The 22144-nt window shown below is 69.3% G+C and carries 20 protein-coding genes; 5 read left to right on the forward strand and 15 right to left on the reverse strand.

Translation table 11 applies throughout. From position 1 onward, the window contains the following. Positions 1-6: 6 nt before the first annotated feature. A complete protein-coding gene (locus ACIBL3_RS03545) occupies positions 7-1302 on the reverse strand; it encodes an XRE family transcriptional regulator (protein WP_396351576.1) in 1296 nt (431 codons plus the stop codon). Positions 1303-1531: 229 nt separating this feature from the next. Between ACIBL3_RS03545 and ACIBL3_RS03550 the strand changes: the two genes are divergently transcribed. Next, positions 1532-1705: a hypothetical protein gene (locus tag ACIBL3_RS03550; protein WP_165553433.1), complete on the forward strand. Its 174-nt coding sequence runs from the start codon at positions 1532-1534 to the stop codon at positions 1703-1705. A gap of 351 nt (positions 1706-2056) precedes the next feature. On the opposite strand, the gene ACIBL3_RS03555 is transcribed toward ACIBL3_RS03550, so the two are convergent. Beyond that, on the reverse strand, positions 2057-2458 hold the full coding sequence (locus ACIBL3_RS03555) for a MarR family winged helix-turn-helix transcriptional regulator (RefSeq protein ID WP_396351577.1): 402 nt from the start codon (positions 2456-2458) through the stop codon (positions 2057-2059). 52 nt (positions 2459-2510) lie between these two features. Between ACIBL3_RS03555 and ACIBL3_RS03560 the strand changes: the two genes are divergently transcribed. Then, positions 2511-2942 (forward strand): MarR family winged helix-turn-helix transcriptional regulator, encoded by a 432-nt coding sequence (locus ACIBL3_RS03560; protein WP_396351578.1) that lies wholly within the window; start codon positions 2511-2513, stop codon positions 2940-2942. Here the strand turns inward: ACIBL3_RS03560 and ACIBL3_RS03565 are convergent. The 3 genes from ACIBL3_RS03565 to ACIBL3_RS03575 form a co-directional block, all read right to left on the reverse strand. Continuing rightward, positions 2939-3958, reverse strand: coding sequence for a GNAT family N-acetyltransferase (locus ACIBL3_RS03565; RefSeq protein WP_396351579.1), 1020 nt, complete (start codon positions 3956-3958; stop codon positions 2939-2941). The two genes, ACIBL3_RS03560 and ACIBL3_RS03565, sit on opposite strands and share 4 nt — an antisense overlap. Before the next feature lie 21 nt (positions 3959-3979). Beyond that, the gene (locus ACIBL3_RS03570; protein WP_396351580.1) at positions 3980-5446 is read right to left on the reverse strand and encodes an MDR family MFS transporter; all 1467 of its coding nucleotides are present in this window, start codon (positions 5444-5446) and stop codon (positions 3980-3982) included. A 72-nt stretch (positions 5447-5518) separates the two neighbouring features. After that, positions 5519-6652, reverse strand: coding sequence for an MFS transporter (locus tag ACIBL3_RS03575; RefSeq protein WP_396351581.1), 1134 nt, complete (start codon positions 6650-6652; stop codon positions 5519-5521). Between the two features lie 55 nt (positions 6653-6707). Here ACIBL3_RS03575 and ACIBL3_RS03580 point away from each other — a divergent pair, with 55 nt between their 5' ends. Next, on the forward strand, positions 6708-7439 hold the full coding sequence (locus ACIBL3_RS03580; protein ID WP_396351582.1) for a helix-turn-helix domain-containing protein: 732 nt from the start codon (positions 6708-6710) through the stop codon (positions 7437-7439). Here the strand turns inward: ACIBL3_RS03580 and ACIBL3_RS03585 are convergent. The 9 genes from ACIBL3_RS03585 to ACIBL3_RS03625 all read right to left on the reverse strand — a co-directional run bounded on the left by ACIBL3_RS03585 (position 7412) and on the right by ACIBL3_RS03625 (position 19277). Next, positions 7412-8023, reverse strand: coding sequence for a TetR/AcrR family transcriptional regulator (locus ACIBL3_RS03585; protein ID WP_396351583.1), 612 nt, complete (start codon positions 8021-8023; stop codon positions 7412-7414). The two genes, ACIBL3_RS03580 and ACIBL3_RS03585, sit on opposite strands and share 28 nt — an antisense overlap. After that, complete coding sequence (locus tag ACIBL3_RS03590; protein WP_396351584.1) at positions 8016-9572, reverse strand: AMP-binding protein; 1557 nt, start codon at positions 9570-9572, stop codon at positions 8016-8018. The genes ACIBL3_RS03585 and ACIBL3_RS03590 overlap by 8 nt, the downstream gene beginning before the upstream one ends. Positions 9573-9583: 11 nt before the next feature. Then, entirely contained in the window at positions 9584-10741 is a 1158-nt protein-coding gene (locus ACIBL3_RS03595; protein WP_396351585.1) for an acyl-CoA dehydrogenase family protein, read from the reverse strand. A gap of 76 nt (positions 10742-10817) precedes the next feature. After that, entirely contained in the window at positions 10818-12779 is a 1962-nt protein-coding gene (locus ACIBL3_RS03600; protein WP_396351586.1) for a biotin carboxylase N-terminal domain-containing protein, read from the reverse strand. Positions 12780-12784: 5 nt separating this feature from the next. Next, on the reverse strand, positions 12785-14338 hold the full coding sequence (locus ACIBL3_RS03605) for an acyl-CoA carboxylase subunit beta (protein WP_396351587.1): 1554 nt from the start codon (positions 14336-14338) through the stop codon (positions 12785-12787). A gap of 115 nt (positions 14339-14453) precedes the next feature. Then, on the reverse strand, positions 14454-15572 hold the full coding sequence (locus ACIBL3_RS03610; RefSeq protein ID WP_396351588.1) for an acyl-CoA dehydrogenase family protein: 1119 nt from the start codon (positions 15570-15572) through the stop codon (positions 14454-14456). Continuing rightward, positions 15569-17281 carry an acyclic terpene utilization AtuA family protein gene (locus ACIBL3_RS03615; RefSeq protein WP_396351589.1) on the reverse strand — a complete coding sequence of 571 codons (1713 nt, stop codon included), beginning with the start codon at positions 17279-17281 and terminating at the stop codon, positions 15569-15571. The genes ACIBL3_RS03610 and ACIBL3_RS03615 overlap by 4 nt, the downstream gene beginning before the upstream one ends. Then, positions 17278-18066 (reverse strand): TIGR03084 family metal-binding protein, encoded by a 789-nt coding sequence (locus ACIBL3_RS03620; protein ID WP_396351590.1) that lies wholly within the window; start codon positions 18064-18066, stop codon positions 17278-17280. The genes ACIBL3_RS03615 and ACIBL3_RS03620 overlap by 4 nt, the downstream gene beginning before the upstream one ends. A 77-nt stretch (positions 18067-18143) precedes the next feature. Further along, on the reverse strand, positions 18144-19277 hold the full coding sequence (locus ACIBL3_RS03625) for an FAD-dependent monooxygenase (protein ID WP_396351591.1): 1134 nt from the start codon (positions 19275-19277) through the stop codon (positions 18144-18146). A gap of 128 nt (positions 19278-19405) precedes the next feature. Here ACIBL3_RS03625 and ACIBL3_RS03630 point away from each other — a divergent pair, with 128 nt between their 5' ends. Together ACIBL3_RS03630 and ACIBL3_RS03635 are read left to right on the forward strand one after the other, a co-directional pair. Beyond that, complete coding sequence (locus tag ACIBL3_RS03630; protein WP_396351592.1) at positions 19406-20146, forward strand: GntR family transcriptional regulator; 741 nt, start codon at positions 19406-19408, stop codon at positions 20144-20146. A gap of 77 nt (positions 20147-20223) precedes the next feature. Next, positions 20224-20859 (forward strand): hypothetical protein, encoded by a 636-nt coding sequence (locus ACIBL3_RS03635; RefSeq protein WP_396351593.1) that lies wholly within the window; start codon positions 20224-20226, stop codon positions 20857-20859. On the opposite strand, the gene ACIBL3_RS03640 is transcribed toward ACIBL3_RS03635, so the two are convergent. After that, complete coding sequence (locus tag ACIBL3_RS03640) at positions 20856-22139, reverse strand: NAD(P)/FAD-dependent oxidoreductase (RefSeq protein WP_396351594.1); 1284 nt, start codon at positions 22137-22139, stop codon at positions 20856-20858. The genes ACIBL3_RS03635 and ACIBL3_RS03640 overlap by 4 nt on opposite strands. Between the last annotated feature and the right edge of the window lie 5 nt (positions 22140-22144).

The raw sequence follows: 22144 nt of genomic DNA on the forward strand, positions 1-22144 counted from the left end.
CAGAAACTACCGGGGGAACGCCTGCATCGGCGTCCGGGTGAACGTCTCGATCTCTTCCTGCAACTCCCGGGCGTCGTCCGCGCGACCGGACTGCCGCAGCGCCTGGTGGACCCGGCGGGCCGAGTGCACCACGCCGTTGATACGGCGCTCGGCCGGCAGACCCAGCACCGGCGCGATCGCGTCCGCGGCGCCGTCGAGTTCACCGCTCACGATCCGGGTGATTGCCATCGCGGCCTGGCTGCCGGCGGCGTCGCCGAACGCCCACTCCGGGTGGTTCTGGTCGTTGTAGGCGTCGACCGCCTGGCGGGAGTACCGCTCGGCCTGGTCGACCTCTCCGGGCAGCCACGCGAGCGCGTCGGCCGCGTAGTACAGCTGGCGGTTGCGGCCGAACGTGCACAGGCCGCCCATGTCGTCCAGGTCGTCGTTGTGCACCGTGTTCCAGGCGTTCTCGGCGCGCTCGAGGGCCGCACGGGTCGCCTCCGGGTTGCCCAGCGCCGCCCAGGCGCGGGCCTCGCTCACTGGCAGCCAGACGCTGGTGGTGCTGTTGGCCTGCTCTGCGTACCCGGCGCCGAGCTGCGCGTACCGGACCGAGTCGTGCGGGTTGCCGGCCCAATAGGAGACCAGCGACTGCAGGCCGCGCACCCAGGCGCGCAGCCCGTGGTGGTCGGCGTTGTCGGCGCAGAGGAACGCGGTCCGCGCTTGGGTCATGGCGGCGTGCGGGTTGCCGAGGTCGTGGGATGCCTTGGACAGCAGACCACCGGTCACACCGCCGAGGAAGTACAGCTGCCGCAGGTGCTCCGGACGTTGCCGGCTCTCCAGCAGGGCGAAGATCAGATCCTGGGTTTCGACCAGTTGGCCGAGGATCTCCGGCAGCGGCCGCTGCGGGTATGCCTTCGCGACGTGGCGCACATCGTCGTACACCTGTTCCATGGCCTCGCTTCCGAGACCGGACTGGGCCGCGAGGGCAAATGCCCTCGCTCGGCTGGCAGCCATGTCGAGAACCTCCATCTCATTACCTGTCGTGATCCGTCCACTCGCGGCAGGTGCCGGCACCACCTGGGCGGCCTGTTCCGGCACGTACGGCGCGAGGAGCTCCTCGACCGGCTTGCCGAACATGCGTTGCAGGGTGCGCCGGGTCTGAGGAGTGGTCCCCGCGCGCTCGCCCGATGCGAGGCGACGCAGGTGCCGCTCGGTGATGGTTCCACCCAGCTCGACGAACTCGGCGACGATCTCGGAGTAGGTCTGGTTCCGGCGCTGGATCAGGTGCGCCAGGACCGTCTTTGGCGCGTACCTACCCGCCATCGTTCCTCCTGTTCACGTCGGTTCAGACGTTGTCTCGACTGATGCTTCACGACAAGGTGCTGTCCCCCAGATGTCCGCGAGAGGTCCGGAAGAGGTCCGGCAAAGGTCCGGTCCAGGTCCTAGAGCGGTCACGTTGGGCTCGTGCACCATTACTGCCATGACAACCAGTAAGTCCAACTGGTTGCAAGGTCTCAGAGTTACGGGGTGAGAGGTAGTGACCATCGCGGAAATGACGTCGAGACAGCACCGCCGAAGGGTGCGGGTCTGGTTCGGCGAGCATGTGATCGCGCAGTACGTCGCGGAGGCGCCGCTGGCGGCTCGCTACGAGCAGGCGATGCGGAGGCGTTTCGCCGGCCTCCGGGTCACCAACGACGTACTCGGTCCACTCGACAGCACCGACTGAAAACCTGAATTTCCGGGTCCTCCTCAGACCCGGTCCGCTGCGTCCTGGAGTCTCCTCACGTCCAGGAGCAGCACCTGGAAGGTCCGGGGCACTCCTCAGTCCCGGGCGAAACCCAAGGTGCGGTCCGGAGCACTCCTCAGCTCCGGACCGCACCGCCCACCGACCCGGCTGGGCCTGGCGGCTGAGTCCCTGTATCGCCGCCGCCCAGCCGTTCCAACCACCTCCTGGCCGACACCTCGGGCCAGGCGGGGAGTGTCCTGGGCGGTAGGACACCGTGTGGCTCGTGACACCTCACCACGAGCCGCCCCCCGAGGTGGCCGGCTCCGCAGTGTGACCGCCGCGCCTGGGCGGTCACACCGCGGAGCCCCTCAGATTGCCGGCCAGTTTCTGCAGTACGCCGATCGTCGCCGCGTACTCCGCGCCGGTGATTCCCGCCGTCACCCGCTCGCGCTGCGCCTGGACCTTGACTCCGAGCCCCTCCAGCGCAGCCCGACCCGCGGCCGTCAGGCTCCCGTCCAGCAGCCAGCCGCGTGCGGTCAGCGGGTCGACGGCGGCGCTCAGCTCGTCCGGGTCGGTCAGGAACGGCGCGAGGGCGACCGCGATCGGCTCCGGTCCGGTGGCCGCGTTCAGCGCCTGCCACTGCCGTCGGGTCAGTCCGTCCGCGGCGAGGAGTTGCTCGAACGACGCCTCCAGCAGGCGGTCCACCTCTTTGAGCCACCACCCGATAGGCTTGTTGTCATCTGACATATACATGTCAATGAACATATATCTCGATCGGGCTGTGGACAAGCTTCGGGGAGTTGCTGTGGACAACCTGGATCCGGTGGCCGTGGTGGAGTCGGCGATGATCGCGGTCCGCCGGCGGCAGACCCGCCGTACCATCGCCGTGCAGTCCGGTGGACCGGACCCGGTCCAGGAGGTCCTCGACGCGCTCGAGGCGGCCGGAGCGGACCCGATCGGCGTCAACGGGGTCGCGACCGCGCTCGGTGTGGACCAGCCGCGGGCCAGCAAGCTGGTCGCCGCCGCGGTCTCGGCAGGCCTGGTACGACGGGAGGCCGACCAAGCGGACGGCCGTCGTACGAACCTGGTGCTGACTGAGGACGGTCGACGGCAGCTGGAGTGGGTGCACGAGTACCGGCGGGAGCGGTTCGGTCAGGCGATGGCGGACTGGACGGACGGTGAGCGGCAGACATTCGCGGACCTACTGAGCCGGTTCGTGACCGCGTTGGACGGCTAGATTTCCGCTTCGGGTCCGGTGACGTAGACAGCGAAGGGCACGTCCGGGCGGACGTCGCTCGTGCCCTCGACCAAGCCTTCCGCGGTGATCTCACCGGCGTAGGTCATGCCGAGGCGCTCCATGACCGCGCGCGACGCCAGGTTGTGCTGCTCGGTGAACGCGATCACCTTCGTCGCCTGCAGCGTGCGGAACGCGAACTCCAGCCCCGCACGCCCGATCTCGGTCGCCAGACCGCGGCCGCGTGCCGGCGCTGCGAGTGCCCACCCGAGCTCCAGGCGGTCGGTGGCCCAGTCCGGTCCGACCAGGTTGCTGATGGCTGCTGCGACCGGGCTGTCCGCCGGTATCCGGGATAGGCCACCCCGTCCGGCGAGCGCTCCGCTGTCACGCTCGTACGCCATCCACTTCTGCACACCGTCGGCCTCCCAACGGGCCTGCGCCTTGGTGGCCCGCCGTACGGCGTCCTGCTCGTCAAGCGTCTCGGCGTACCAGTGGGCGACCCACGGGTCGGCGTGCAGCGTGACCAGGTCCGCGGCATGTCCGGGCAGGACCTCGCCTGGGCCGGTCAGCGGTTCGAGGCGGAGGCGGTCGGTGAAGCGGGTGCGGACCACGTGCGCCACGATGTCGCGCAGCCGGCGGTCGCCGTCGGTGCGGTTCACCATCATCAGTTCGAGGTCGTCCGGCCCGACCCAGGCGCCCGCGTCATGCTTGCCCGCTTCGAGCTGCGGCCGGGTCAGGTCGCCGTCGACGGTGACGAGGTAGTCGAGCTCACGCCGTACGCGGCCGTCGTACTCCCACTCCCAGTCGGCCACGGTCCAGACGATGTCCCGGACCTTCCAGCCCGTCTCCTCCTCGACTTCACGCCGCAGCGCCTCCTCCGGCGTCTCCCCGTCCTCCAGATGCCCGCCCACCACATCCCAAATCCCCGGCAACAACCGCCGCCCCACCGCCCGCCGCTGCACATAAACCCGACACTGCTCGTCCCGAATCAACCCACCCACACAGTCCACAGCCCGCATGCCCCCAACCTAGACCGGCCCTCAGTCGGTGGTGGGGTTGGCGAGGGGTTGTTCGGTGATGTGGTTGGGCATGAAGGCGACGGCGACGACGAGCAAGACGGCGGCCGCGGCGGCGCCGTAGTAGACGTCGTGGATGGCGGGGGCGAGGACTTCGCCGGGGAGCGTCTCCAGGTCGGCGTGGCTGTCACCGAGGCGGGCGGCGACTACGCCGTTGGCTACCGCGCCGAAGGCCGCGACACCGACCGCGCTGCCGACCGAGCGGGCGAACATGTTGGCGCCGGTCACCACACCGCGGGTCTGCCAGGCGACCGACGACTGCGCGGCCACCACGGACGGCGACGCGGAGAAGCCGAGACCGAGCCCGATCACGAAGCAGGCCGCCGCAAGGTGCAGTACGGCGCTGCCCGAGTCGACCGTGAGCAGCAACGCGGCTCCCACGACGACGATCAGCGAGCCCATGAGCATCGTCGTACGGAAGCCCACGCGCAGGTAGATCCGCCCGGCGAGTGAGGCCGCGATCGGCCAGCCCAGCGTCATCGCGGCCAACGCGAAGCCGGCGACGAGAGCCGACGTACCCAGCACGCTCTGCGCAAACAGCGGGACATAGGTGGACAAGCCGATCATCAGCACACCGATCAGCAGTGCGGCCGAGTTCGCGGAGTTGAGCACGCGCTGGCCGAGCACCCACAGCGGCAGGACCGGCTCGGCGGCGCGGCGCTCGACCAAGACGAACACGACCAGCAGTACGGCGGCCACCGCCAGGATCGCGATGCTCGCACCCGAGTCCCAATCCCACATCACGCCACCCTCGAGCAGCCCGAGCAGCAGCAGCGAACCGCCGACCGCGAGCAGGATCGCGCCGGGGTAGTCGATCTTGTGGCTGGCCTGCCGGGCGACCTTCTCCTCGAACCGGCGGATCAGCACCCAGGCGGCCGCGAGGCCGAGCGGGATGTTCACGAAGAAGATCCAGCGCCAGGACACGAAGTCGGAGAACACCCCGCCCAGCGTCGGGCCGACGAACGACGAGATCCCCCAGACGCTGGCGATGTAGCCCTGCACCTTGGCCCGCTCGGCGACCGTGTAGATGTCGCCGACGATCGTCATCCCGATCGGCTGGATCGCGCCGGCGCCGAGGCCCTGGATCAGCCGGAACGCGATCAGCGCGGGCATGCTCCAGGCGAACCCGCACAGCACCGAGCCGAGCACGAACAGCCCGACCCCGAGCAGCATGATCGGCTTCCGCCCGCGCAGATCGGCGAGCTTCCCGTAGATCGGCACCGAGACGGCTTGCGCGAGCAGGTAGATCGAGAACAGCCACGGGAACTGGGTGAACCCGCCGAGGTCGTCGACGACGGAGGGTACGGCGGTCGCGAGGATGGTCGCGTCGATCGCCACCAGGCCGATGCTCAGCATCACCGCGAGCAGAATCGGCCCGCGCTCCGACCGAAGCCCGACCCCCGCCGCCCGGTCGATCCCCTCAGTAGTCATGACAAACGCCAACTTACGTCATGAGCAAACCTTTACAGAGCCCCTGACCACCACCTGGACCATCGTTGGAAATCACTGTGGGGCAGGTTCGTCGAGGAAGTAGCCGAGTAGGCAGCTGGTCAGGGTCAGGGCGATCAGGGTGGACAGGGCCAGACGGAGGGAGGAGTGCTCGGCGATGGTGCCCAGGAGTGGGGTTGCTACGCCGCCGATGCTTACTGCCAGGCCGAGGGTCATTCCACCGGCGGTGCCGACTCGGCCGGGTAGGAAGTCCCGGCCGAGGGTGACGTGCAGGGAGAACGGGATCGACAGTGCGATCGCGGTCAGGGTGAGGAAGACGAAGAACAAGGGGCCGGGGACGAAGACCAGGCCTGCGATCGCCGGGACCGCGACGCCGTACGACGTGCGCATCGTGCGGATTCGGCCGTACCGGGTCGCCAATCGGCCGCCGAGCAGTGTGCCGAATGCGCCGGCCGCGAACAGGACGAACAACGCCGCCCCGCCGGTCGTCGTACCGCCGCCGACTCGTTCACCGGCGTACAGCGCGATGAAGGTGCCGAGCCCGACGAACACGATCGACCGGCACACCATGATCACCGACAACCGCAGGAACGACGACCAGTCATCGGTTCCCGGACGGCCCATCCGGCTCGCGGCGACTCGCGACACACCGGACCGAACGGCCAGCGTGGTGATCAGTGCACCAACCAGAGCCGGTACGACGAGCACCGGTGTCAGCGCGAGTCCGCCGACCGCCATGATCGGCGTGACCAGCACCGGGGCGAGCGCGAACCCGACGTTCCCGCCGACCGAGAACCAGCTCATCCCGACATGGCTACCACCACTCACCGCCCGCGCCATCCGAGCCGCCTCCGGGTGATAGGCCGCGACCCCGAGTCCGGACAGCGCGGCCGCCAACCAGCTCAGCAGGTACGAGTCACCGATCCCGAGCAGCGCGATCCCGAGCCCAGCGGTCGTCATGCTGACCGGGATCAGCCAGGTCAGCGGCCGCCGATCGGTCAGCACACCGAACACCGGCTGCACCACCGACGACAGGAGCGTCGCAGCCAGCGTGATCCCCGACACAGCGACGTACCCAAGGCCGCGTTCTGCGACCAGGAACGGAACCAGCGCAGGTACGGCGCCCTGGTAGACGTCCACGCAGGCGTGCCCGATCGCCATCAGCCCGATCGGTCGAAGTCTCCGCACACCATCGATCCTCGGCCGCGGAGCGCCTGTCCGGCTTCCGATAAAATGCCAACCTATGCCGGAAATCCGCCAACGCCGTCCAGCCAACACCGGGTCGCAGGAGATCCCGGCCGGTGGCGGCATCGACCCGCACTGGCACGAGCAGCACCAGATCGTGTACGCCGGGCGCGGCGTCCTCTCGGTGACCACCGACGCCGGCAATTGGATCGCCCCCGCCAACCGAGCCATCTGGGTCCCGGCAGGCACCCTTCACCAACACCGCGCGTACGGCGAGACCGCACTCCACACCGTCGGACTCACGGACAACCCGCTGAACCTGGATGTCCCATCAGCACTGGTCGTCAGTTCGCTGCTCAGAGAGCTGATCCTCGCGCACACAACCCTCGAAACGGATCCCACTGAACAACACCGGTTGTACCTGGTGCTCTTGGATCAGCTGCGGCGTTCACCACAGCGGCCGACCTACCTACCCACTCCACGCGATCCTCGGCTCGCTGCGGTCTGCAAGCTGCTTGAAGTGGACCCGGCCGACAACAGAACGCTCACCGAACTCGGCCGCGAGATCGGCGCCAGTGAACGCACCCTGAGCCGCCTCTGCAAGGCGGACCTAGGCATGACCTTCCCGCAGTGGCGCACTGAGCTCAGACTGCACCTGGCGCTCAGACTGCTCGCAGAGGGCGGCTCGGTGACCCGGGTGGCTCATCAGTGTGGTTGGGCGTCGACCAGTGCGTTCATCGACGCCTTCCGCCGCGCCTTCGGTCACACCCCCGGCACCCGCAGCGCCTGATCCAGGATGCGGCTCCACTGCCGCACGATCCCGCGCCGCCGAGCGCTGTCATCCGTCAGCAGGTCAGCCAGCCCCAGCCCGCGTGCCATGTCCAGCACGCCTTGCACGGTCTCCCGCACCCCAGGAGTCCGCTCACTCACCTCAAGCACTTCCAGCAGCGCCCGGTGCGCCTGCCGTCCGACATGCGCCTCCAGTCCGACGATCTGCTTCCGCAGCGCCTCCTCGGTTGACGCCGCCACCCAGAGGTGCAGTGCAGCCCGGAACAGCGGACCGGTGTAGACGTCAGCGAGCATCGCCACGATCGCCTCGGTCCGCCCCGGCCCACTGGGCAGCGCCGCGGCTTGCGCGCGGATCTCCGCCAGCCGCACCTCGGTCATGTACTCGACCGCCGCCGCGAACAGGTCCGCCCGCGTCGGGAAGTGGTGCTGCGCCGCACCCCGCGAAACCCCGGCCCGCGCCGCGACGACCGACACCGTCGTCGCGGCGTACCCGACCTCGGCCAGTGACTCCACGGCCGCCTCGAGCAGCCGCTGCCGGGTGGCCCGGCTGCGGTCCTGCTGGGGTTCCTTGAGGGCTTCACTCACGGGCGGCCTCGCGGGCCCTGAGCTCACGCCGCAGGATCTTGCCCGAGGCCGCCTTCGGCACCGCCTCGATGAACTCCACCTGCCGGACCTTCTTGTACGGCGCCACCCGCGCGGACACGTACTCGATCACGTCCGCCTCGGTCAGCTGCACTCCCGGCATCGGGACCACGAACGCCTTCGGCACCTCGTTGCCCTCGGCCTGCACCCCGATCACCGCCGCGTCCGCGATCCGGTCGTCGGTCAGCAGCACCGCCTCCAACTCGGCCGGCGGCACCTGGTAGCCGTGGTACTTGATCAGCTCCTTGACCCGGTCGATGACGTACAGGTACCCGCGCCCGTCCATCCGCCCGATGTCACCGGTGTGCAGCCAGCCGTCCGGGTCAATGGTCGCGTCGGTCTCGGCCGGGCGGCCGAGGTACCCCTTCATCACCTGCGGACCGCGGATCCAGATCTCGCCCTCGTCCGCATCGTTGCCGTCAGCACCGACCAGCCGCAGCTCCGTGGACGGGAACAGCTTGCCCACGGCGCCAGGCGGCGGCTCAGGATCGTCCTGCGGCACCGAGTGCGTGCCAGGCGACAACTCGGTCATCCCGTACGCCTGCAGTACGGCGTGCAAGCCGAGCCGCTTCGCGCACGCCTCAGCCAGCTCACCGTCCAGCGGCGCCGCGGCCGACATCAGGTACTTCAGCGCCGACAGGTCGACCCCGTCCACAGCCGGGTGCTTCGCCAGCGCGAGCACCACCGGCGGCGCGACGAACGCCCGCGTGATCTTCTGCTGGTCGAGCGTGGTCAGGAACTGGTCCAGGTCGAACTTCGGCAGTACGACGACCGTCGCGCCGAGCCGGAGCGGGAGGTTCATCAGCACGGTCAGCCCGTAGATGTGGAAGAACGGCAGGATCGCGATGATCCGCTCGTCCTCGTCGAGTTTGATCATCACCTCGGCCTGGGCGATGTTGGTCGCGATGTTCCGGTGCGTCAGCATCACGCCCTTCGCGGCGCCCGTCGTACCACTGGAGTACGGCAGTACGGCGACGTCCTCGGCCGGGTCGATCGTCACCTCCGGCTCGGGGCCGGTCGAAGCGACCAGCTCCATCACCGAGCGGTACCCCGCGGCGCTGTCGCAGACGAAGATCTCGGTCACGTCGGTGCCTTCGACCGCCGCGGTCGCGGCCGGCAGGAACAGCGAAATCGTCACCAGCAACTTCGCCTTGGAGTCGACCAGTTGCTTGTGCAACTCGTCCGCGGTGTAGAGCGCGTTCACCGTCGTCACGGTCGCGCCCGCGCGGGTGGCGCCGTAGAAGACGACCGGGTAGAGGATCGTGTTCGGGCTGTAGAGCGCGATGGTGTCGCCGTGCCTGATGCCCAGCTCGGCGAAACCGGCGGCCACCCGGCGGCTCATCCCGTCCAGCTGCGCGTAGCTGATCTCCTTGCCGGTCACGCCGTCCACGAGGGCCGGCCGGTCGCCGTACTCCCGGGCTGTGCCCAGGACGGCGTCGTGGATCGGGACGTCGAGGATCTCGACGGGTGGGAACTCACTGGTGATGATCATCGGGAATCCTCTCAGTACGACTTGGGTAGACCGAGTGAGTGCTGCGCGACGAAGTTCAGGATCATCTCCCGGCTGACCGGCGCGATCCGGGTCGCGCGGGCGGCCGCGACCAGCGAGGCGACGCCGTACTCCTTGGTCATGCCGTTGCCGCCGAGTGACTGGACCGCCTGGTCGGTGGCCCGGACCGCGACCTCGCCGGCCGCGTACTTCGCCATGTTCGCCGCCTCGCCCGCGCCGAGGTCGTCGCCGGCGTCGTACAAGGCGGCGGCCTTCTGCAGCATCAGCCGCGCCAGCTCGAGCTCGATCTTGATCTGCGCGAGCGGGTGCGCGAGACCCTGGTGTGCGCCGATCGGGGTCTTCCAGACCTGGCGGTCCTTCACGTACGCCGTCGCCTTGCCGAGCGCGTGCCGGGCGATGCCGATGGCGAACGCGGACGCCATGATTCGCTCAGGGTTCAGCCCGGCGAACAGCTGCAGCAGCGCCGCGTCCTCGGCGCCGACCAGCGCCTCCCGCGGCAGCCGTACGTCGTCCAGGAACAGCGCGAACTGCTTGTCCGGGCTGATCAGGTCCATCTCGATCTGGGTGAACTCCACGCCGGGCGCGTCCACCGGGACGATGAACAGGGCCGGCTTGAGCTTCCCGGTCCGGGCGTCCTCGGTCCGGCCGACGACCAGGACCGCCTGCGCGACGTCGAGGCCGGAGATGAACACTTTGCGCCCGCTCAGCGACCAGCCGTCCTCGGTACGGCGTGCCGTCGTGGTGATCTGGTGCGAGTTCGAGCCGGCGTCGGGCTCGGTGATCGCGAACGCCATGATCGTCGTACCGTCGGCCAGGCCCGGCAGCCAGTGTTGCTTCTGTTCGTCGGTGCCGAACCGGGCGATCACCGTGCCGCAGATCGACGGCGAGACGACCATCATCAGCAGCGGGCAGCCCGCGGCGCCGAGCTCCTCCAGCACGATCGACAAGTCGCCCATGCCGCCGCCCCCGCCGCCGTACTCCTCGGGCAGGTTGACGCCGAGATACCCGAGCTTGCCCGCCTCCAGCCACAGCTCGGTGGTGTGCCCGCCGCTGCGCGCCTGCCGGTTGAACCACTCGTAGCCGTACTTCTTGCCCAGCTCACCGACTGCCTTGCGCAGCGCCTGGCGCTCTTCGGACTCGACGTAGCTCATCGGCGTCCTCGCTTCGCTCCGGGCGCCGATGAGGCACGAATCGCACTGTGCTTGTTGATGAACTCGCTTCGCTCGTTCATGCGTCCTCCCCAACCACGGCCAGTACGGCGCCGACCTCGACCTGTTGACCTGCCTCGACCTTGAGCTCACTCACCACGCCGCCCGCCGGACTGGCGATCGTGTGCTCCATCTTCATCGCCTCCAGCCACAGCAGCGGCTGCCCTTGCTCGACCTTGTCGCCCACCTGCACGCCGACCCGGATCACCGTCCCCGGCATCGGCGCCACCAACGACCCCGCCGCCACCTGCCGCGACGGATCTGTGAACCGCTCCACCGGTTCCAGCGCCACACTTCCGAGTGGCGAGTCCACACACACCAACCCGTCGTACGCCGCCACGTCGAAAGCCCGCCGTACGCCGTCAACCTCGAGCACCACGCGCTCCGCGCCGTTCGACACGAGCTGCACGTCGCCCTCCACAACCAACCCGTTCCGAGTCAGCCGATAGGCAACCTCGTGCACCTCTTCCCCAACCCGGTAGCTCTTCCGCTGCGGCTGCGACGCCAAGTTCCGCCACCCACTAGGCACCCGCACCGGCGCACTCCGCTCCGCCGCATCAGCCAAAGCCGCCGCCAACGCCGACACCCGGACGACCTGTGGATCGACCGGCACCCCGATCCCGTGCCGCTCGAAGAACCCCGTGTCGGTGTCTCCCGCCAAGAACGCAGGATGCCGCAGGATCCAGGAGAGCAGGCCGCGGTTCGTCCGCACGCCGTGGATCGTGGCCCGGTCCACCTCGGCTGCGAGCCGCCTCGCCGCCGCCGTCCGGTCGGTCGCCCAGACGACCGCCTTGGCCAGCATCGCGTCGTAGTACGGCGACACCTCCGACCCGCTCACCACCCCCGAGTCCACCCGCACCCGCGGCGCGCTTTTCGGAAGATCGTGGTCGCCAGGTGCAACTTTTGTTCCGGAAAGGCGCTCGGCGCCGACCGCGAACCGGTACAGGCGTCCGGTCTGGGGTTGCCAGTCGCGGGCTGGGTCCTCGGCGTACAACCGGACCTCGATCGCATGACCGACTGTGGGTGGTGGGTCGGCCGGGAGCCGTTCACCGGACGCGACCCCGATCTGCCACCCGACCAGGTCGAGGCCGGTGGTTTCTTCGGTGACGGGGTGTTCTACCTGGAGGCGGGTGTTCATTTCGAGGAAGTAGAAGTTGCCGGTGTTGTCGGCCAGGAACTCGACTGTGCCGGCGCCGACGTAGTTGATCGCGGCGGCTGCCTTGCGGGCGGCGTCGAAGAGGTGCGGGCGCATGGAAGGGATCCGTTCGACCAACGGCGACGGGGCCTCTTCGACGACCTTCTGGTGGCGACGCTGGATCGAGCACTCGCGTTCGCCGACCGCCCAGATTGTGCCGTGCTGGTCGGCCATGATCTGCACCTCGATGTGCCGGCCCGCCGCCAGGTAGCGCTCGCAGAACACCGTCCCGTCCCCGAACGCCGACAACGCCTCCGCCGACGCAGCCTCGATCTCAGCAGGCAGGTCCTCCAGCCGCGACACCACCCGCATTCCGCGCCCACCACCACCCGCCGACGCCTTCACCAGCACCGGCAGGTCGGCAGCCGACACCTCAGCAGGCGTGAGCTCCGCCAGCACCGGCACCCCAGCCGCCGCCATCAGCTTCTTCGCCTCGATCTTCGACCCCATCGACGAGATCGCGTCCACCGGCGGCCCGATCCAGGTCAGCCCCGCGTCGATCACCGCCTGCGCGAACCCGGCGTTCTCGGACAGGAACCCGTAGCCCGGATGCACCGCGTCCGCTCCGGCCCGCAACGCCGCCTCGATGATCAGGTCGCCGCGGAGATACGTGTCACCAGGCGCGTTGCCGGGCAGGTGGACCGCCGCGTCGGCCTCGGCCACATGCGGCGATCCAGCGTCCGCGGTGGAGTGGACCGCGACCATCGACAGGCCGAGTGATCGGGCCGTGCGGAAGATCCGCCGGGCGATCTCGCCCCGGTTGGCAACCAGTACTGACGTGATCATGCGCGTCACATCCTGAAGACGCCGAAGGACGACGTACCTTCGACCGGGGCGGAGTGGATGGCGGACAGGCAGATCCCAAGCACGGTCCGGGTGTCCCGCGGGTCGATCACGCCGTCGTCGTACAACCGCCCGGACAGGAACATCGGCAGCGACTCCGCTTCGATCTGGCCTTCGACGTACGCGCGCATCGCCGCATCGCCGTCCTCGTCGTACGGCTGCCCCTTCGCCGCCGCGGCTGCCCGCGCCACGATCGACAGCACCCCGGCCAACTGCTGCGGTCCCATCACCGCCGACTTCGCCGACGGCCACGCGAACAGGAACCGCGGGTCGAACGCCCGACCGCACATCCCGTAGTGCCCGGCTCCGTACGAGGCACCCATCAGGATCGAGATGTGCGGCACCTTGGAGTTCGACACCGCGTTGATCATCTGGGCGCCGTGCTTGATGATCCCGCGCTGCTCGTACTCCTGGCCGACCATGTAACCGGTCGTGTTGTGGAGGAAGATGAGTGGCGTATCAGAACGGTTCGCCAGCTGGATGAACTGCGCCGCCTTCTGCGACTCCTCGCTGAACAGCACCCCCCGCGCGTTCGCCAGGATCCCGACCGGGTACCCGTGCACCGACGCCCACCCGGTCGCCAGCGACGACCCGTAGAGCGGCTTGAACTCGTCGAACACCGACCCGTCCACCACCCGCGCGATCACGTCCCGCGGATCGAACGGGATCTTCAGGTCATCGGGCACGATCCCGAGCAACTCGTCGGCGTCGAGGAGCGGTTCGTCGTACGACGAAGCCGGCGGCGGACCGAGTTTGCGCCAGTTCAGCCGGGACACGATCTGGCGGCCGAGCCGGATCGCGTCCTGCTCGTCGACCGCGAAGTAGTCGGCCAGTCCGGAGGTGCGCGCGTGCATCGACGCGCCGCCGAGCGACTCGTCGTCCGCGTCCTCGCCGGTCGCCATCTTCACCAGCGGCGGTCCGGCCAGGAAGACCTTCGCGCCACCGTCGACCATCACCACGTAGTCGCTCATGCCGGGGATGTACGCGCCGCCCGCGGTCGAGTTGCCGAACACCAGCGCAATGGTCGGGATCCCCTCGGCCGACAACCGGGTCAGATTGCGGAACATGGCGCCGCCGGGGATGAAGATCTCCTTCTGCGTCGGCAGGTCCGCGCCGCCGGACTCGACCAGGCTGATCACCGGCAACCGGTTCGCGCGGGCGATCTCGTCGGCCCGCAGCGCCTTCTTCAGCGTCCACGGGTTGCTCGCGCCGCCCTTGACGGTCGGGTCGTTCGCGGTGATCAGGCACTCGACGCCTTCGACCACGCCGATCCCGGTGACCAGGCTCGCGCCGACGGTGAAGTCCGAACCCCAGCCGGCCAGCGGCGACAGTTCGAGGAACGCCGTGTCCGGGTCGAGCAGCAACTCGATCCGCTCCCGGGCCAGCAGTTTGCCGCGCTTGTGATGCCGGTCGACGTACTTCTCGCCGCCGCCGGCCAGCGCCTTGGCATGCTCGGCATCCAGCGCCGCGAGCTTCTCCAGCATGGCCTCGCGATGGGTCATGGGGCCTCCCGCCCTGGACTGAGGAGTGGAGGGAGCGAAGCGACCGGAGGGACGAGGGAAGGGCGGGAGTCAAAGCCCCATGACCCGCCGCGCGGCAGCGTGGCAATGTGCACAGTCATGTGTACCCCAGTCGTTTCGCGGCCAGGCCGGTCAGGATCTCGGTGGTGCCGCCGCCGATCGCGAGGATCTTCTGGTCGCGGTACTGGCGCTCGACCTCGGCCTCCCGCAGGTAGCCGAGACCTCCGTGCAGTTGCAGGGCCTGGTCGCAGACCCACTGCCCAGCCTCGACCGCGGTGTTCTTGGCGAAGCACGTCTCGGCGATCACCTCCTCGCCGCGCCCGGCTCGCTCGGCGACCGAGCGCACGTAGACCCGGGCGACATCGATCCGACGGGCCATCTCGGTCAGCGTGTGCTGCACGGTCTGCCGCGAGATCAACGGCCGCCCGAACGTCTCCCGGTTGCGGCACCACTCGACGGTGAGGTCGAGCGCCCGCTGCGCTCCGGCGTACGCCTGCACGGCCAGCGTCAGCCGCTCGGCCACGAAGCCCACCGCAAGCTGCACGAAGCCGGTGCCCTGGGCGCCCACCAGATTCCCGACCGGAACCCGTACGTCGGTGAACGACAGCTCAGCCGTGTCCGAGCACAGCCAGCCCATCTTGTCGAGCTTCCGCGACACCACGAACCCAGGCGTGTTCTTCTCGATCACCAGCAGGCTGATCCCGCGCGCCCCAGGCCCGTCGGTCCGCACCGCAGTCGTGACGAAATCCGCCCGGCACCCCGAGGTGATGTACGTCTTCGCCCCGTTCACAACGAAGTGCTCGCCCTCGCGCCGCGCCGTGGTTCGCAGCGACGCCACGTCCGATCCACCATCGGGCTCGGTGATCGCCAGCGCCCCTATCAACGACCCCTCGAGCGTCGGCCGCACCCACTTGTCGATCTGCTCCTGGTTGCCTGCAGCAACGATGTGCGGTAACGCGATCCCACAGGTCAGCAGCGACGCCACCAGTCCACCGGATCCGCCGGCGTAATGCATCTCCTCGACCACTGCGATCGCATCCAGCAATGAGCCGCCGCCACCGCCGACCGCCTCCGGAAAACCGACCCCGAGCAGCCCGAGCTTCCCCGCCTTCTCGTGCAACTCCCGCGGCAGCTCGCCTGCCCGCTCCCACTCATCAAGGTCAGGCAGGACCTCGGCAGCCATGAACCGGCGTACGGACTCTCGGAAGTCGTTCACAGCAACACCTCCGGTACGTCGACGTACCGGGACCGGAGCCACTCACCGACCGCCTTCGCCTGCGGATCGAAGCGAGCCTGGGACGCGACGCCTTCACCCAGCAGTCCCTCGACGACGAAGTTGACCGCCCACAAGTTGGGCAACACGTACCGCGTGACGGCGAGGCCCCTCGTCTCCGGCAACAGCTCCTGGAACAACTCGACGGTCAACGTGTGTGCGAGCCACCGCCAAGCCTTCTCCTGCCGCACCCAGACGCCGACGTTCGCATCGCCGCCCTTGTCGCCCGACCGCGCACCGGCGATCCGGCCGAGCGGGACCTCCCGGCTTCGCGGCCGACCGCTTGAGGCGAGCTGCGGCAACGGCATCGGCAGCTCGGCGTCCTCGACCGGCGCCAGCGGCTGCGTCTCCGCTGCGGGCTCGACCACCTTCCGCGTCCCATCCGGCAGTACGACGATCTGCTCGACCTCCCGGATGGCGACGTACCCGGCCCGGAAGACGCCGTAGGGCGATCCGTCGCCAGGCGGCGCGGTGACGTGGAAGCCGGGGTAGCTCGCGAGCGCCAACTCGATGGCGGCGCTCGAGAACGCCCGGCCGACGACCTTCGGATCCGGGTCCTTCGCCGCGCAACGGAGGAAGACGCTGGCCTCCTCCTCGGTCTCCGCGTTCGGCTTCTCGGTCCAGGTGAGCGACCAGCGCAGCTCCGCGGGTCGCTTCGGCAGCGCGCGCTCGAGCTGCGCCTTCACCAGCTCGGCCTTCTCCTCCAGTTGCAGCCCGGTCAGCACGAAGTCGACCTCGTTGCGGAACCCGCCGACGCTGTTCAGCGACACCTTGTACGTCGGTGGCGGCGGCTCACCGCGGACACCGCTGAGCCGGACCCGGTCGGGCCCGTCGTCGCTCAGCTCGATCGAGTCGAGGCGAGTGGTGACATCCGGACCGGCGTACCGGGCGCCGGCGATCTCGTACAGCAGTTGGGCCTTGACCGTGTCGATCGTGACCGCGCCGCCGGTGTCATCGTGCTTGGTGATCACGCTGCTGCCGTCGGCGTGGATCTCCGCGATCGGAAACCCGGGGCGGCCGAGATCCCGGATCTCGCCGAAGAACGCGTAGTTCCCGCCGGTCGCCTGGCAGCCGCACTCGATCACGTGCCCGGCCGCGACCGCGCCGGCGAGCTCGTCGTACTGCGTCCGTTTCCAGCCGTGGTGCGCGGCGGCAGGGCCGACGATCACCGAGGCATCGGTGACCCGGCCGGTGACGACGACGTCCGCGCCGGCTTGGAGGGCTTCGGCGATGCCCCAGGCGCCGAGGTAGGCGTTGGCGGTCAGCGGGGTGCCGAGGCCGAGTTCGTCGGCGCGCCCGAGCAGGTCGTCGCCTTCGACGTACGCGATCTTCGGCTGCAGTCCGAGCTTGTCGGCGAGCTCGGCAATGGCCTGTGCGAGTCCCGCGGGGTTGAGGCCGCCGGCGTTGCTGACGATCTTGACGCCGCGATCGAGCGCCTCGCCGAGACCGGTCTCGAGCTGCTTGAGGAAGGTCCGCGCGTACCCGAGCGACGGATCCTTCAACCGGTCCCGGCCGAGAATCAGCATGGTCAGCTCGGCCAGATAGTCCCCGGTCAGCACGTCGAGCGGTCCGCCGGTCAGCATCTCCTGGACCGCGCTGAACCGGTCGCCGTAGAACCCGGACGCGTTCCCGATCCTGATCGGCGCGGTCATCCGAACTGCCCCGCCGTCCGACCCTTGCCCGGCAGTCCGGCGAACGCCTGGATGATGCCGAGCCACTCCTCCGCGTCCGAACCTTCGCTGTGTACGGCGAGATCGTCGCGATGCCGGCGTTGAGTCGCCAGCAGGCAGAAGTCGAGCGCCGGACCGGTGACCCGCTGCTCCGCGTCGTCGGGACCCCAGGTCCAGAGGTCGCCGTCCGGGCCGGTGAGTTCCACGTGGAACGGTTCGGCCGGCGGGGTGCGGTTGTTCAGGAGGTAGGCGAAGTCGCGGGTCCGGATCGCCAGGTGGGCGACGTGCCGTAACCGGTTCGACGGCGGGCGGGTGACGTGCAGCGCGTCGACCACGTCCTGGCCGTGCGCCCACGTCTCCATCAACCGGGCGGTCGCCATCGAGGTCGGACTCATCGGCGGCCCGTACCACGACACCTTCTGGCCGGCCGGGACCTGCTTGAGCGCCTCGGCCAGCTCGGCGCGCGTCTCCCGCCAGTAGGTCAGCAGCTGATCCGGCGGCAGCGCGACCGTCTCGTTCGCCCCCTCGTCGACGTAAGTCGCCGGGCTCGCGGCCGCCTTCTCGAGGGAGACCAGGAAGCCGTCGGGATCGGTAACGGCGAGGTGCGCGGCCTCGTCGGTCCAGGCCAAGTGGGCGATCTGGTGCGCGATCGTCCAGCCCTCGGCCGGTGTCGGCGTCGCCCAGTCCTCGGCCGGCAGGCCACCGACCAGCCGGTCCAGCTCAGCGCTCTCGGCCCACAGGTCGGCCAGCACTTCGTCCAGTTGCACGCTGCACTCCCCGCGGTAGGGATCGTGTGCAGCCGAGCGTTGCACGCCCGGCAAAAAGAATCAAGCGTGCTTGTTTTTCATCTCGGCAGCTCGGGCGGCGTCCACTCGGACCACTGCGCGGTCGCCTTCCGCCAGGCCGCGGGTGGGGCCAGCCGCGCCGCGATCGAGACCGCGAGGTGCGGGAGCAGGCCAGTGTTCGAGGTTCGCTTGAGGGACGCGCGGGCCGCCTCCTTCATCGGCTTCAGGCGCGCGCGGCGCTGCTCGTCGTACCGCTGCAGCGCCTCGGGCAGCTTGTCGGCGGCCAGGGCTGCGGTTAGGACAACGGCATCCTCGATCGCCTGGCAGGCGCCTTGGCCGAGGTCCGGCGACATCGCGTGCGCCGCGTCGCCGAGCAGGACGACGCGGTCCTTCACGTACGTCGGCAGTGGGTCGAGGTCGACGATGTCGTTGTGCAGCACCTGGTCCTCGGGAGTCGCCGCGACCAGCTCCGGGATCGGGCGGTGCCAGTGCCGGACGCGACGCAGGACTTCGGCGCGATCGTCGCCGTACAGCTGGTTCGGCTGGGCGGCGTTGACCATGAGGAACCAGTAGACGCGCTCGTCCGGGAGCGGGAGTACGCCGGTCTGCACCCCACGACCGAGCGTCATCGACTCCTGCACCGGCCACACCGAGCCGGAAGGGGTGACCCCGCGCCAGACCGTCCGATGCTGGAAGACGGGATCGCCGGACCACAGGCTGCGCCGGGTCACGCTGTTCACTCCGTCGGCGGCGATCACCAGGTCCGCGGTGAACTTCTGGCCGTCCGCACAGACCACAGTGCCCTCGGGTGACACCGACACCACCTCGGCGTCGGTGTGTAGCGCCTCGTCGGGCAGTTCTTTGCGCAGTACGTCGTGCAGATCAGCCCGATGAATCGCGAGTACGCCGACATCCTCCGGGTGACTGTGCCGCAGCCAGCGGCCGGACGGCGTCCGGAGGTTGCCGCGCGAGATCGTCGGGATCGACCGGGACTGGATCTCGACGCCCAACGCGTCCAGCGCCCGCTCAGCGTTCGGCCAGACCGTCAGCCCGGCGCCGACCTCGGCGATGATCGGCGCGCGCTCGAGCACGGTCATCGACCAGCCGATCCGCTGCAGTCCCATCGCTGCCGTCAGGCCACCGATCCCGGCTCCGATGACGACCGCGGTTGAAGCTTCTTCACGCGTCCCCATGCTTCGGAGGTTACTTCTTCGCAGGATCGCCGGTGGAAGTGGTCTACCAGGTTCGATGCCAGAAGCAAGGGTTTCGATCGGTGTGGAAGAGCTTTCTGACGACCCGGTGCCGGTGCTACGCAAGACCAATGCATGGTTCGCTGCCCGGGAAGGCCGCCGAGATCCGGGCGTTGCTGCTCAGCTTGATCGACTCACTGCCCGAGGGCGCCGCGCTGCCGGCGGAGCGGGAGCTCGCCGTGCGCTGGAACGTGGCCCGGATGACGCTGCGCCGTGCCGTCGACGAACTGGTGATCGAGGAACTGCTCGTCCGCCGGCACGGCAGCGGGACGTACACGACCCGGCCGAAGGTGGCGAAGTGGCTGGGCATGATCGGCTTCTCCGAGGATGTCCGGCGGCGCGGGATGCGACCGGGCAGCACGATGATCGAGTTCCGCAAGCAGAAGGCCGAGCGGGCCGCCGCGCGCCGGCTGCGGATCCCGGTCGGCGACCCGATCATCACGTTCACGCGGCTCCGGCTCGCCGACGACGTACCGATGGTGGTCGAGCGCACCACGCTGCCGGCTGGGTACGTCCCCGGTCTGCAAGCCGGTGACCTGAACGGCTCGCTCTACGAGCTGCTCGACTCCCGGTACGGCATCGACCACGTCAGCGGCACCTCCCGGATCGAACCCGTCATGCCCGACGCCAAGTCCGCCGGCTGGCTGGGCATCCCGTCGACCCAGCCGTGCCTGGCCGTGCACGGCATCAGCTTCGACCGCCGCGACCGTGTCTTCGAATACACCTCGGCCCTCTACCGCGGCGATCGCTACGCCTTCACCACCGAGCTCCGTACCACCCCTACCCCGCGCTCCACCGCCCAAGGCCTGTAGTTGCCCTCAGCAAGAGTTGTTGTCCCGTCACGATGATTACTCTCGGTGGGCAATGCCTCACTATCGTGGGTGCCGCCATGGATCTCAGCAGCCCGATCAGCACCGTCATCCCGTCGTTGGACGGCCCCGTCTTGCAGGTACTCGCGCGCAGCGAGGGCGGCCTGTCCGGGCGGCAGATCCACAAGCTCGCCGGGACCGGCAGTGTCGCCGGAGTCCGGCTCGTGCTGCAACGACTGGCCGCCACCGGTCTGGTGCACGTCGACGACGTCGGCAACTCGTTGCTCTATCACCTCAATCGCAAGCACCTCGTCGCCCCGGCCGTGGAGTTCCTCGCCGACCTCCGCAGCACTCTCACCAGCCGGCTGGCCGACGAGATCAGCGCCTGGCGGATCCCACCGGTGCACGCCAGCCTGTACGGCGCGATCGCGCGCGGCGACGGTGATCTCGAGAGCGACGTCGACGTACTGCTGATCCGCCCGGACCAGATCGACCAAGGCGACATCCTGTGGGAGGACCAGGCCGCCCGGCTGATGCGGACCGTGGTCGACCTGACCGGGAACCCGGCGCACGTGTTCGAGCTCAGCCGCGCCGAGCTCATCGGTCAGGTGAGCGAGGAGCCGATCCTCAACGACTGGATGCGGCCGAGCATCCCGCTGTCCGGCCTGCCGCTCGAGTCGCTGATCGCCGACTCCGGGCACCTCGCCGTCCGTTAGTCCCCGAGCAGTGGGGCGAGCAGGCGGGCGACCTTGCTGTTGCGACCAGTCAGCTGTTCCTCGGCGTCCGCGACCGTGACCGCCTGCCGGGCCGCGTTGATCCCGAGCCACCGCAGCGGTTCCGGCTCCCACCGGCGGGATCGATGCCCGACCCACGGCAACCGCGTCAGCCCGGTGTCCCGGCGCAGGATCAGATCCGTCAACGTCCGCCCGGCGAGGTTCGTCGTACTCACGCCGTCCCCGACGTACCCACCGGCCCAGGCCAGCCCGCTTCCACGGTCGAGCCCGACCGACGCGCACCAGTCCCGCGCGACACCGACCGGCCCGCCCCACGCATGCGTGAACCGGACGTCATCGAGCCCCTCGAACAGCTCCCGCACAGTCGCCCGCAACGAGGCGAAGACCCGTGGCACTTCGTCGTACGACGGCTTGACCCGGGAGCCAAGGTGGTACGGCGCACCCCGGCCACCGAACGCGATCCGCCCATCGGCCGTCCGCTGCCCATAGATGATCAGGTGCCGCAGATCGCTGAACGTCGGCCGATCGGCCAGCCCGATCCGGGCCCAGGTCGCGTCGTCGAGCGGCTCGGTCGCGACCATCAGCGAGTAGACCGGCAGCAACGTCCGCGCGTGCCCTTCCAACGTCGGCGTGAATCCCTCGGTCGCCCGGACCACGACATCGGCCCGCAGAACGCCGTACGGCGTGACCGCACCGCCCGGCCCGATCCTGGTCACCGGGGTCTGCTCGTGGATCGTCACGCCGAGCCGCTCGACCACGGCGGCGAGCCCGCGCACCAGCTTGCCGGGATGGATGGCGGCGCAGTGCGGGGTGAAGACCGCCCCGAGGACGTTCGTCGCGTGCACCTTCCGGGTCGCCTCCGCGGCGTCGAGGAAGTGCAGGTCACCGGGGCCCCACTCGTGGGCGTCGGCAACCATCGCCTGGGCGCGGGCGAGCTGGGCCGGACTGCGCGCCAGCGCGACCATGCCGCCCTTGTGGTAATCGCAGTCGATGCCCTCGGCACTGCTGACCAGACCGACCTCGTTGACCGTGGCCTGCATCGCCCGGTGCATCTCGATCGCGGCTTCGCGACTCGATCCGGGCAGCGCCGCCAGCTTGCGCGACGAGGCCGGGAAGAACGCGGAACACCAACCACCGTTGCGACCTGACGCCCCGAACCCGGCCGTCTCGGCCTCGAGTACGACGATGCGCAACGTCGGGTCGGCCTTCGCCAGGTAGTACGCGGTCCACAAGCCGGTGTAGCCGGCGCCGACGATCGCCACGTCGG

This window comes from Kribbella sp. NPDC050124 (assembly GCF_044460355.1).
Classification (GTDB): Bacteria; Actinomycetota; Actinomycetes; order Propionibacteriales; family Kribbellaceae; genus Kribbella.